This window comes from Streptococcus pyogenes (assembly GCF_002055535.1).
Lineage (GTDB): Bacteria > Bacillota > Bacilli > Lactobacillales > Streptococcaceae > Streptococcus > Streptococcus pyogenes.
In genome coordinates this window covers 1,145,372-1,158,053 of sequence record NZ_LN831034.1, presented here as the reverse complement: position 1 = coordinate 1,158,053, position 12,682 = coordinate 1,145,372, and the positions used below count along the sequence as shown (strand labels likewise).

Annotated in this window: 11 protein-coding genes and 1 pseudogene; 11 read left to right on the top strand and 1 reads right to left on the bottom strand. The window is 38.0% G+C overall.

From position 1 onward, the window contains the following. Positions 1-183 precede the first annotated feature (183 nt). The 11 genes and pseudogenes from grab to B6D67_RS06145 all read left to right on the top strand — a co-directional run bounded on the left by grab (position 184) and on the right by B6D67_RS06145 (position 11,029). Positions 184-837 (top strand): G-related alpha2-macroglobulin-binding protein GRAB, encoded by a 654-nt coding sequence (grab, locus tag B6D67_RS06195; protein WP_010922409.1) that lies wholly within the window; start codon positions 184-186, stop codon positions 835-837. 237 nt (positions 838-1,074) lie between these two features. Beyond that, entirely contained in the window at positions 1,075-1,617 is a 543-nt protein-coding gene (locus B6D67_RS06190; RefSeq protein WP_002984095.1) for a GNAT family N-acetyltransferase, read from the top strand. Between the two features lie 8 nt (positions 1,618-1,625). Continuing rightward, on the top strand, positions 1,626-2,909 hold the full coding sequence (spxR, locus tag B6D67_RS06185) for a CBS-HotDog domain-containing transcription factor SpxR (RefSeq protein ID WP_002989302.1): 1,284 nt from the start codon (positions 1,626-1,628) through the stop codon (positions 2,907-2,909). 15 nt (positions 2,910-2,924) lie between these two features. Then, the gene (locus B6D67_RS06180; RefSeq protein WP_002984100.1) at positions 2,925-3,785 is read left to right on the top strand and encodes a methionyl aminopeptidase; all 861 of its coding nucleotides are present in this window, start codon (positions 2,925-2,927) and stop codon (positions 3,783-3,785) included. A 1-nt stretch (position 3,786) separates the two neighbouring features. Further along, positions 3,787-4,752: a YihY/virulence factor BrkB family protein gene (locus B6D67_RS06175; protein WP_010922408.1), complete on the top strand. Its 966-nt coding sequence runs from the start codon at positions 3,787-3,789 to the stop codon at positions 4,750-4,752. Positions 4,753-4,862: 110 nt separating this feature from the next. Further along, the gene (gene aroA, locus B6D67_RS06170) at positions 4,863-6,146 is read left to right on the top strand and encodes a 3-phosphoshikimate 1-carboxyvinyltransferase (protein WP_015055964.1); all 1,284 of its coding nucleotides are present in this window, start codon (positions 4,863-4,865) and stop codon (positions 6,144-6,146) included. Continuing rightward, positions 6,139-6,630: a shikimate kinase gene (locus B6D67_RS06165; protein ID WP_010922406.1), complete on the top strand. Its 492-nt coding sequence runs from the start codon at positions 6,139-6,141 to the stop codon at positions 6,628-6,630. Before aroA ends, B6D67_RS06165 begins: the two co-directional genes overlap by 8 nt. A gap of 207 nt (positions 6,631-6,837) precedes the next feature. Continuing rightward, the gene (locus B6D67_RS06160; protein WP_010922405.1) at positions 6,838-8,289 is read left to right on the top strand and encodes an LCP family protein; all 1,452 of its coding nucleotides are present in this window, start codon (positions 6,838-6,840) and stop codon (positions 8,287-8,289) included. Positions 8,290-8,370: 81 nt separating this feature from the next. Continuing rightward, the gene (rlmD, locus tag B6D67_RS06155) at positions 8,371-9,726 is read left to right on the top strand and encodes a 23S rRNA (uracil(1939)-C(5))-methyltransferase RlmD (protein WP_011285595.1); all 1,356 of its coding nucleotides are present in this window, start codon (positions 8,371-8,373) and stop codon (positions 9,724-9,726) included. Positions 9,727-9,764: 38 nt separating this feature from the next. Then, positions 9,765-10,543, top strand: a pseudogene (locus B6D67_RS06150) (nucleoside phosphorylase). Between the two features lie 84 nt (positions 10,544-10,627). Next, entirely contained in the window at positions 10,628-11,029 is a 402-nt protein-coding gene (locus B6D67_RS06145; protein WP_002984115.1) for a PaaI family thioesterase, read from the top strand. A gap of 106 nt (positions 11,030-11,135) precedes the next feature. Here the strand turns inward: B6D67_RS06145 and B6D67_RS06140 are convergent, their stop codons facing one another. Then, positions 11,136-12,620 carry a DUF1846 domain-containing protein gene (locus B6D67_RS06140; RefSeq protein ID WP_015055963.1) on the bottom strand — a complete coding sequence of 495 codons (1,485 nt, stop codon included), beginning with the start codon at positions 12,618-12,620 and terminating at the stop codon, positions 11,136-11,138. Positions 12,621-12,682 lie beyond the last annotated feature (62 nt).

Genomic DNA, 12,682 nt, shown 5'->3' with positions numbered 1-12,682 from the left:
ATAAATAAACACTCCTTAAAATATTATTTTATTAATTTTTTAAAAAAATAATATATAAATTAGATAATAAACTTGATTTTATGCAATTAATCTGTATAATAAAAGATGGAATTATTAATTATAATTTCCAAATTATCGGTAATTTAATATGCTAATGCATATAAAAATAAAAAAGGAGAAACAATGGGAAAAGAAATAAAAGTGAAATGCTTTTTGCGTAGATCAGCTTTTGGATTAGTTGCGGTGTCAGCATCAGTATTAGTCGGTTCAACAGTATCTGCTGTTGACTCACCTATCGAACAGCCTCGAATTATTCCAAATGGCGGAACCTTAACTAATCTTCTTGGCAATGCTCCAGAAAAACTGGCATTACGTAATGAAGAAAGAGCCATTGATGAATTAAAAAAACAAGCTATTGAGGATAAAGAAGCTACGACAGCTATAGAAGCAGCAAGTTCAGATGCCTTAGAAGCATTAGCGGATCAAACAGACGCTTTACAATCAGAAGAAGCTGCGGTTGTTAAAGCGGATAACGCTGCTAGTGACGCCTTAGAAGCATTGGCGGATCAAACAGACGCTTTACAATCAGAAGAAGCTGAAGTAGTTCAATCAGATAACGCTGCTAGTGACGCCTGGGAAAAAGCAGCAACTCCAATCGCTTTAGATGTTAAGAAAACTAAAGATACAAAACCTGTAGTTAAAAAAGAAGAAAGACAAAACGTTAATACCCTTCCTACAACTGGTGAAGAGTCTAACCCATTCTTTACAGCTGCTGCGCTTGCAATAATGGTAAGTACAGGTGTGTTAGTTGTAAGTTCAAAGTGCAAAGAAAATTAGTTGCTATTTGTTCTAGCAAATGAAACAAGGGAATCGAAAGATTCTCTTTTTCTGATATTTAAAAATGCTACAGTTTATAATAGCTTGAAAGACTAAATGTTCTCAAACTCATTAGAACAAGCTTTAATAAAACTAACCCAGTTGTATCAAAGGATAGATAAAGACTAAGACTGTTATAGAATATTTGCAAAAGATTTGTTATAATGGACCCAATACAGGTATTGTGAAAGGTATAATATGGATATTTGGACAAAGCTTGCAGTGTTTGCTTTTTTTGAGACTCCGAAAGTAATATTACGGCCTTTTCGCTATGAAGATCATTGGGATTTTTACAGCATGGTTAACGACACTAAAAACCTTTATTATGTTTTTCCAGAACAAAAAACTAAGGCAGCAAGTGACTATCTTTTAGTACATAGTTTTATAAAGTTTCCTTTAGGTCAGTGGGCAATAGAAGATAAAGCAACCCACCAAGTAATAGGTTCTATTAGAATTGAGCATTATGATGCTAAAACGCGTTGTGCTGATATTGGCTATTTTTTAAACTATGCCTTTTGGGGACAAGGAATTATGACAGAAGTCGTAATAAAACTTGTTTATTTATCTTTTCACGAATTTGGTCTCAAAACGTTGCGTATTATAACTCATTTAGAAAATAAGGCCAGCCAGAAAGTAGCTAAAAAAGCAGGTTTTCAACTAAAAACCTGTTTTAAAGGAAGTGATCGTAATACTCATAAAATCTGCATTTATAAAATGTACCAACTAACTAATGATAGGTGATAATCATTATGAGCAAACATCAAGATATTTTAGATTATTTAGAAAAACTTGCTATTGGTAAAAAAGTGAGTGTTAGAAGCATTTCAAACCACTTAAAAGTAAGCGATGGAACAGCCTACCGTGCTATTAAAGAGGCAGAAAATCGAGGTATTGTCGAAACCAAACCAAGAAGTGGAACTGTTCGTATTGAAAAAAAAGGACGGGTTCGTATTGACCGTCTGACCTATTCCGAAATTGCTCGGATCAGTGATTCGGAAGTGCTAGCGGGACATGCTGGTTTAGGACATGAATTTAGTAGGTTTTCAATTGGTGCTATGACTCAACAAAATATTCGTCGTTACTTGGTCAAAGGAGGGTTATTAATAGTTGGGGATCGTGAAACGATTCAACTCTTAGCTCTTGAAAACCATAATGCCATTTTGGTGACGGGCGGATTTCCAGTATCCAAACGTGTTATTGAAATGGCAAATAACCAACGAATCCCAGTTATGGTAACTCATTATGATACCTTTACTGTGGCAACAATGATTAATCACGCGCTATCTAATATTCGTATTAAAACAGATCTCAAAACAGTTGAACAGGTAATGATACCTATTACAGATTATGGTTACCTTTGCGAAGACAGCTCTGTTGAAGAATTCAATACATTAATAAAAAAAACACGACAAGTCAGGTTTCCTGTATTAGATTATAAAAGAAAAGTGATTGGTGTAGTTAGTATGCGTGATGTGGTGGATCAGTTGCCAACAACTAAGCTTACCAAGGTCATGTCTAAAAATCCAATAACGGCTAGACCAAATACTAGTCTTGCTAATATTAGCCAGAAAATGATCTTTGAAGATTTAAACATGTTACCTGTCACTGACGAAGAAAACAATTTACTTGGTATGATTACTCGTAGACAAGCAATGGAAAATTTGCCAAATCACCAACCAAATAACCCCTATACTTATAGTGAGCAAATACTTTCTAACCTTGAAGAAACGGTTGATTATTATCAAGTAGTAGTTGAGCCAACAATGATTGATAGTGCTGGTAACATGTCAAACGGTGTTATTTCAGAGTTCTTAAAGGAAATTAGTATCAGAGCCCTCACGAAAAAGCACCAAAAAAATATCATTATCGAACAAATGATGGTATACTTTTTACATGCTATTCAAATTGAGGATGAATTAAAAATATATCCTAAAATCATTACTGAAAATAGACGAAGCAGCACCATTGATATTGAAATTTTTGTGGATGATCAAGTGATTGCTAAAGCTATTATTACAACGAAAATAAATTAGAGGAGTAACAAAACAATGATAACATTAAAATCAGCCCGTGAAATAGAAGCGATGGATAGAGCAGGAGACTTCTTAGCAGGTATCCATATTGGCTTAAGGGATATTATTAAGCCTGGTGTGGATATGTGGGAAGTGGAAGCATATGTTCGTCGCCGTTGTAAAGAAGACAACGTTCTTCCTTTGCAAATAGGGGTTGATGGTCACATGATGGACTATCCTTATGCGACCTGTTGTGGTCTAAATGACGAAGTAGCACATGCCTTTCCCCGTCATTACATTCTGAAAGAAGGGGATTTGCTTAAAGTTGACATGGTACTCAGTGAGCCTTTGGATAAATCAATTGTTGATGTAGCAGCTTTAGATTTTGATAACGTACCTGAGATGAAGAAATGGACAGGATCTTATACCGGTGGTTTAGCTGACTCTTGTTGGGCTTATGCTGTTGGAACACCGTCTGACGAAATAAAGCAATTAATGGATGTCACCAAAGAAGCCATGTACCGTGGTATTGAAAAAGCAGTAATTGGCAATCGTATTGGTGATATTGGCGCAGCTGTTCAAGAATACGCTGAAAGCTTCGGTTATGGTGTCGTGCGTGATCTTGTTGGTCACGGTGTTGGTCCTACAATGCATGAAGAGCCAATGGTACCAAACTATGGAACAGCAGGTCGTGGACTTCGTCTAAAAGAAGGCATGGTCTTGACTGTTGAGCCAATGATTAATACAGGAACTTGGGAAATTGATACCGACATCAAGACAGGTTGGGCTCATAAAACCCTAGATGGTGGTTTATCTTGCCAATACGAACACCAATTTGTGATTACTAAAGATGGTCCCGTTATTTTAACAAGTCAAGGAGAAGAAAGAACTTACTAAAATGGCAGAAAAAAAATGGTTTGATAAGGTACTGTCCAAGTGGCAGTATGAACCCATTCAAGTCTTTATGAGGCATTTACAAAGTGCAGAAATGGATTTATCTGCCATTGCGGTTGCGTATTACCTTATCTTAACGGCCTTTCCATTAATTGTTATTGCAGCCAATATTTTTCCTTACCTCAATATTGATATTGCTGATTTGTTACGTTTAATGAAGCAAAATTTGCCTAAAGATATTTTTAGACCGGCTTCTGCAATTGTAGAAAATATTTTCTCTAAACCGTCTGGAAGTGTTTTGGGAGTAGCGACTTTGACAGGATTATGGACAATGTCTCGAAGTTTGACATCGCTACAAAAAGCTATTAATAAAGCCTATGGCGCTTCTCAGCATCGAGATTTCTTTATCGGACACTTGGTTGGTTTGTTGACCAGTTTAATTATTTTATTTTTATTAGCCTTTGCCTTAATCTTTTCAATATTTTCTAAAGCTGCTATTCAAGTGCTGGATAAGCATTACCATTTGAGTGATAATATCACAACGATTTTCTTGCTCCTCATTCAACCTATTACAGTTTTGATTATTTTTGTTGGCTTGATGCTACTATATTTTTTATTACCCAATGTTAAGATTAAAAAAATTCGCTACATTTTACCAGGAACCCTATTTACATCTTTTGTGATGACATTTTTGAGTAATCTGGTTGGCAATTACGTTGTGTATAATGTTGAGCGGATGGTAGATATTAAAATGTTTGGTTCAGTTATGATTTTTATCATCATGCTATGGTTTATTTTCTTAGCAAGAATCCTGATTTTAGGAGCTATATTTAATGCGACCTATCAAGAAATGTCCTTGGGGAAATTAGAAGGTCGTAGTGGTGATATGATCGCTATCCTTAAAAAAACACTTGGGAATGATTCAGATCTATCTCCTTCACAGTCTATCGAAGATAGTCACACTGATTGATACAAAAAAGATAATAAGTCGTGGAGTGAGAAACTATTTTCTTGCTTCATTTTTTATGAGGATGAATAGAAAATCATTGATCTTAGCAAATAGAAAGGCAGATGAAACGGATGAAATTGCGAACAAATGCAGGACCATTACAGGGAACGATTCAAGTTCCAGGAGACAAGTCCATTAGTCACCGGGCAGTCATATTAGGAGCCGTTGCTAAAGGGGAAACACGAGTAAAAGGACTCTTAAAAGGAGAAGATGTGCTTTCCACGATTCAAGCCTTTAGGAATTTGGGGGTCCGTATCGAAGAAAAAGATGACCAGCTTGTGATAGAAGGTCAAGGTTTTCAAGGATTGAACGCTCCTTGTCAGACACTTAATATGGGAAATTCTGGAACCTCTATGCGCCTCATTGCTGGCTTATTGGCAGGTCAACCTTTTAGTGTCAAAATGATTGGCGATGAAAGCTTATCCAAACGTCCTATGGATCGGATTGTTTATCCGTTAAAGCAAATGGGGGTTGAGATATCTGGAGAAACAGATAGGCAATTTCCTCCACTACAATTGCAAGGTAATCGTAATTTACAACCAATCACATATACCTTGCCTATCTCTTCTGCTCAGGTTAAGTCAGCTATTTTATTAGCAGCTTTGCAAGCAAAAGGAACAACACAGGTTGTTGAAAAAGAGATTACTCGAAACCATACAGAAGAAATGATTCAACAATTTGGTGGACGATTGATAGTTGATGGTAAACGCATTACTTTGGTGGGACCCCAGCAGCTCACTGCTCAAGAGATAACTGTCCCCGGAGATATTTCTAGTGCAGCTTTTTGGCTTGTCGCCGGCTTAATTATTCCTGGTTCGGAGCTCCTTTTAAAGAATGTTGGAGTCAATCCGACACGAACAGGGATTCTTGAAGTGGTTGAAAAAATGGGAGCACAGATTGTCTATGAAGATATGAATAAGAAAGAGCAAGTAACTAGTATTCGAGTGGTATATTCTAACATGAAAGGAACTATCATATCAGGAGGTCTTATCCCTCGATTGATTGATGAACTGCCCATCATTGCACTTCTTGCAACCCAAGCACAAGGAACAACCTGTATTAAAGATGCTCAAGAATTACGAGTCAAAGAAACAGATCGTATTCAAGTAGTAACTGATATTCTTAACAGTATGGGAGCTAATATCAAAGCGACAGCAGATGGCATGATTATCAAAGGCCCTACGGTACTATATGGGGCTAACACAAGTACCTATGGAGATCATCGTATTGGTATGATGACAGCAATTGCAGCCTTGCTTGTTAAACAAGGACAGGTCCATTTGGATAAAGAAGAAGCCATCATGACGTCTTATCCAACGTTTTTCAAAGATTTAGAAAGGCTGTGTCATGACTAAAGTGTTATTGGGATTTATGGGAGTGGGGAAAACAACGGTTTCGAAACACCTAAGTATGCACTGTAAAGATATGGATGCTATTATTGAAGCTAAAATCGGTATGTCTATTGCAGCTTTTTTTGAACAGCATGGAGAAATAGCATTTCGAACAATTGAAAGTCAAGTGTTAAAAGATCTATTGTTTGCAAATGATAATAGTATCATCGTAACAGGTGGCGGTGTAGTGGTTTTACAAGAAAATCGACAATTACTGAGAAAAAATCACCAGCATAATATTTTATTGGTAGCTTCTTTTGAAACTTTGTACCAGCGTTTAAAACATGATAAAAAGTCTCAAAGACCTCTATTTCTTAAGTACTCTAAGGAAGCATTTTATGAATTTTATCAACAACGTATGGTATTTTATGAGGGACTTTCAGATTTAGTAATCAGAGTTGACCATCGTACGCCTGAAGAAGTTGCCAACATCATTGAGGGTTATTAGTAGGTCATTGTCGTAATCTGATATTTATGGTTTTAAACAGGTATCTGTCTAAAGCACTTCTTATGGCAAGTTGGCTTTATTAAATATTAGGAAATAATCTTGATTATTCTATAATGATTAAAATTTTGAGAGGACAATCTGGCTAATATAGGTTATAATGGTAGTATTCGTTAAAAGTGCAATTGTAATACTAAGAGATGATAAGATATGACAAAATACCCCATGGGTGGCCTTAGTCACCATGAAGAATTACGTTATTTTTATCTCCTAAGGAATTTGAGTTACCTTAGTGAGAATGAAAAAAAAGAGTTTGCTTTTTTAAAATCTAAATTGGAAATTGGTCGAGCTTATGCTCCTTCTAAGCAGCATTATAGGAAGTCAAAACGGCAAGAACCTTACTTTGAAGATGACTACTATAACGACTACTCACCAAATGATTTACTAGAAGATGATGACGTCAATCATGACTCTTCTTTTGTTCCATATGGTTTACCGATATATCCTAAAGAAGACAGATATTTAAACAAAAAAACAAAACTTACAGCTCGTAGACCTATAGATGCTCCGCAGCCTATTGATGAAGACGATGCTTTTTTAACAGAGTCTGTTGCTCGTTGTGCTCTTCCTAGATCTCAAAAAAGGAAGCATAAGAAAAAAGGATGTATGAAATGGTTTTTTAACATTCTTGGCTTATTGCTAATGACTGTGCTTATGGGGTTAGGGTTGATGTTTGCAAAAGGGGTTTTTGATATTTCTACTAATAAAGCTAATTACAAACCAGCTGTTTCCCAAGCTTTTGATGGTCAAGAAACTCAAGATGGTACGAACATTCTGATTTTGGGTTCTGACCAACGAGTTACTCAAGGTTCTACAGATGCTCGCACAGATACCATTATGGTTGTCAATGTCGGCAACCATGCTAAAAAAATAAAAATGGTCTCTTTTATGCGTGACACTTTGATTAACATTCCAGGATACAGTTATAATGATAATTCGTATGATCTTAAATTAAATAGTGCATTTAATCTTGGAGAGCAAGAAGATCACCACGGAGCAGAGTACGTTCGACGGGCCTTAAAACATAATTTTGATATCGACATTAAGTATTATGTGATGGTAGATTTTGAAACATTTGCAGAAGCTATTGACACCTTGTTTCCAAATGGTGTTAAGATTGATGCCAAATTTGCGACAGTAGGTGGTGTAGCTGTTGACTCCGTAGAAGTTCCAGATGACTTGCGAATGAAAAATGGGGTTGTTCCCAACCAAACCATCGAAGTTGGAGAACAACGCATGGATGGTAGAACCTTGCTCAACTATGCTCGTTTCCGTAAAGATGACGAAGGAGATTTCGGACGAACCGTCCGGCAGCAACAGGTTATGTCAGCTGTTATGTCCCAAATCAAAGACCCAACTAAACTCTTTACAGGGTCTGCGGCTATTGGTAAAATCTATGCGCTGACTTCGACCAATGTTTCTTTCCCATTTGTTGTTAAAAATGGTGTTTCTGTTTTAGGAAGTGGGAAAAATGGAGTTGAGCACGTGACCATCCCAGAAAATGGGGATTGGGTTGACGAATACGATATGTATGGAGGACAAGCCCTTTACATAGATTTTGATAAGTATCAGAAAACGTTAGCCAAATTAGGTCTGCGCTAAGATATGGTATAATGGAGAGTAACTAAAGTTGCTCTTCTTTTTTGAGCAATGGTTAGCCCTAGAAAAGGAAAAAGAATAAGAATGTTGAAAAAAAATGATATTATCCAAGTTGCTATTTCAGATTTAAGCCATGAGGGAGCAGGTGTCGCTAAACACGATGGTTTTGTTTTCTTTGTTGATAATGCCTTGCCAGAAGAAGTGATTGACATGCGTGTCTTAAAGGTCAATAAAAACAGCGGTTTTGGCAAAGTAGAAGCCTATCATTACCTGTCGTCAGCTAGAAATGCAGATGTCAATTTAACTTATTTGCGAACAGGCATTGCAGACCTTGGACATCTAACTTATGAAGACCAACTGACTTTCAAAAAGAAACAAGTTCAGGACAGCCTCTATAAAATTGCTGGAATCAGTGACGTGACAGTCGAAAGCACGATTGGGATGACAGAACCTTTAGCTTACCGAAATAAGGCTCAAGTTCCTGTTAGACGTGTTAATGGTCAGCTAGAAACAGGCTTTTTCCGCAAGCATTCTCATGACTTGATTCCTATTTCGGATTATTATATTCAGGACAAAGAGATTGATCGTCTCATTAATTTTACCCGTGATTTATTACGCCGCTTTGATATTAAACCGTATGACGAAACAGAACAAACAGGTCTCTTGAGAAATATTGTTGTTCGCCGAGGTCATTACTCTGGAGAAATGATGCTGGTCTTAGTGACTACACGCCCAAAAGTTTTCCGTGTTGACCAAGTCATTGAAAAAATCGTTGAAGCTTTTCCAGCAGTGGTGTCTATTATTCAAAATATTAATGATAAGAACACCAATGCAATCTTTGGTAAAGATTTCAAAACGCTTTACGGCAAGGATACCATTACTGATAGCATGCTTGGAAACAACTATGCCATTTCTGCTCAGTCTTTCTACCAAGTGAATACGGTTATGGCAGAAAAACTCTATCAAACAGCTATAGCCTTTTCAGACCTTTCTAAAGATGATATTGTGATTGACGCCTACTCAGGTATCGGAACCATTGGCCTATCATTTGCTAAAACCGTTAAAGCTGTTTATGGTGTTGAAGTGATTGAAGCAGCTGTTAGAGATGCTCAACAGAATGCCGCTCTTAATGGCATCACCAATGCCTACTTTGTCGCAGATACCGCAGAACATGCCATGGCAACATGGGCGAAAGATGGCATCAAACCAAGTGTTATTCTGGTAGACCCGCCACGAAAAGGCTTAACAGAAAGTTTCATCCAAGCCAGCGTGGCAATGGGACCACAAAAAATTACCTACGTTTCCTGCAACCCAGCCACCATGGCGCGTGACATAAAGCGTTATCAAGAGTTGGGTTACAAACTGGCCAAAGTACAGCCCGTAGATTTGTTTCCGCAAACGCATCACGTCGAGTGCGTAGTGTTGCTAATCAAGGAGTAAGGTAGCTGCCTCCACATGACAAAAATAAGGAGAAACGAATGCCTATTACCAAACACGAGATTCCCCTTTTAGAATGTGATAGTAATCCATCAGCCGTCATTATCTAGCTATTTAGCTTCCAGCTAAGTGTGTCTATGCTTTCTTAGAAGACGAGATTGAAGCTTTTGCTTTAGACCATCAAGGTAAAAAAGTAGCAGAATTCATTTCAGCCACAAAGGTTTACCCTGTTTATCAGATATCTTATAAAGGCCAAGACATTTGCCTAGCTCAAGCTCCCGTTGGCTCAGCTCCTGCGGCGCAATTCATGGACTGGCTGATTGGTTATGGGGTTAAAGAAATGATCAGTACAGGAACCTGTGGCGTTTTGGTTCCTATCGCAGAAAACCGTTTTTTAGTGCCAGTTAAGGCTTTGCGAGATGAAGGAACAAGTTATCATTACGTGGCACCATCTCGTTATATTGATATTGATCCTAAGATGCTTAGACTGATTGAGAAAACGCTTTTAGCACAGGGGTTAGCTTATCAAGAGGTCATCACCTGGTCAACAGATGGTTTTTACCGAGAAACCAAAGAAAAAGTGGCTTATCGCCAGGAAGAAGGGTGTTCGGTTGTTGAGATGGAATGTTCTGCCTTAGCAGCAGTAGCTCAATTAAGAGGCATCCTTTGGGGGCAACTCTTATTTACAGCAGATACTCTAGCAGATGTAGAGGTTTACGATCAACGCAACTGGGGCGCTGATTCCTTTAGTTTTGCGCTCCATTTATGCTTGGAAGTGCTCAATACGCTAGAAAAGGATGGAAAGGCTACTGATTTTTGAAACATGAGCTCTGCCTTCTGTTCCTATTTGTAGTATAATGAGGCTTGTATTGCTTTTAGACTAAGCTTAGAAAAGAGAAAAACAATGTCAGATTTAACACAAGAGATGACCTTAAATGTTATTAGTATTTTTGATAATTACCAAATTGAACTTGCTGAAAAAGGACACCTTATTTTAAGTACTGAAGTGACTGAGACGGCTTTGAATTATTATGGGAATGCCCATGGTGGTTATCTTTTCACTCTATGTGATCAAGTAGGTGGTTTGGTTGCTAGAACTACTGGCGTAGAATCTGTCACCTTACAGGCCAATGCTAACTATTTAAAAGCAGGGCACAAGGGAGACAAGCTGATGGTTGAAGGTCGATTGGTTCATGGAGGTCGAACCACGCAGGTGGTTGATGTGACGATTCATAACCAAACAGGAGCTCTTCTAACAAAAACAAGCTTGACCATGTTTGTGACTGGCCGACGTCATAACGGGTGATTAATGAATCATAGAAGGCTAAAAAAGTCCCAACTCTCTGAGAATTGGGACTTTTTTCCTTTATTGAGAGATACCATAAATCACCCGTTAGACGGGTGGTTATGGTTTATTTACGGTAAAGTTTGTGATGTTGGTAAACAGGGTCAAAGGTAATATTTACCCCAAGTTTTCGGAGTACATTTTTATCTTCTTCGGTTAAGATAACGGTAGAATGGGCTTCGCTACCTTTCAAATTGCCAAGTTCTTTCATGGCTAGATTAGCTTCTTCACTAGTCATAGCAGTAATGGCCAACGCAATCAGAATTTCATTGGAATGAAGCCGCGGATTGTGACTGCCTAAGTGGTTCACTTTGAGGCCTTGAATAGGTTTCACGTATTCGGGTTCAATCAAATGAGTGGTTTTATCAATCTTTGCCAAGGTTTTAATCGCATTGATGATAACAGCTGCAGTTGGTCCAAAGAGTTCAGATGTTTTACCTGTCACAATCTGCCCATTTGGTAGTTGGAGAGCAAGGGCAGGTTGGCCTGTTTGCTCTGCTTTTTGATGAGCAGCTACAGTAACGTGACGATCGTCAGGGGTGACACCGATATCATTCATCAAGAGCTCAATTTTTTTGACAGCAGATTCTGTGACTCGCTCTGCCTTGAAATCCACGAGGGTTTGGTAATAACGACGGATGATTTCTTGTTTAGAAGCTTCGATAGCAGCTTCTTCATTGACGATAGAAAAACCAACCATGTTAACACCCATATCGGTTGGTGAGGCATAAGGAGACTTGCTCAAAATACGCTCGAAGGTCCGATTTAAGACAGGAAAGACCTCGATATCACGGTTGTAATTAACGGCCGTTTTGCCATAAGTTTCCAAATGGAAGGGGTCAATCATATTCACATCATCTAGGTCTGCCGTGGCTGCCTCATAAGCCAGATTGACAGGGTGATGAAGAGGAAGATTCCAAACTGGGAAGGTTTCAAATTTAGCATAGCCAGACTTAACCCCATTGATTTGGTCGTGATACATTTGGGACATGCAAGTGGCTAATTTTCCAGACCCAGGGCCTGGTGCTGTAACAACGATAAGGTTACGACTCGTTTTGATGTAATTATTTTTCCCCATCCCCTCAGATGAGATAATATGATTAATATCTGTCGGGTAGCCCTTGATAGGATAATGCAGGTAAGAAGCAATGCCATTTTTTTCGAGTTGCTTGCGAAAGGCATCTGCAGCGGGTTGGTTATTGTATTGAGTAATAACGACAGAACCTACGTAAATATCTAACGTGTTAAATTTGTCAATTAAGCGAAAGACTTCTTGGTCATAAGAAATGCCTAAATCACCACGCGCTTTAGAATGTTCAATATTATTAGCGTTAATGGCAATTACAATTTCGACTTGTTCTTTGAGCTCTTTGAGTAATTTAATCTTATTGTCAGGTTCATAGCCAGGAAGCACACGGGCAGCATGGTAATCTTCTAACATTTTACCACCAAATTCCATGTAAAGCTTGCCATCAAATTGGCTGATACGTTCTAAAATATGATCTCTTTGCAAGTTTAAATACTTGTTAGAATCAAAAGCAATAGTCTTCATTTTTTCACCTCTGTAAAGCATTATAACAAAGAAATTCCAAGAAAGAAAAGGTTTTTTGCAGG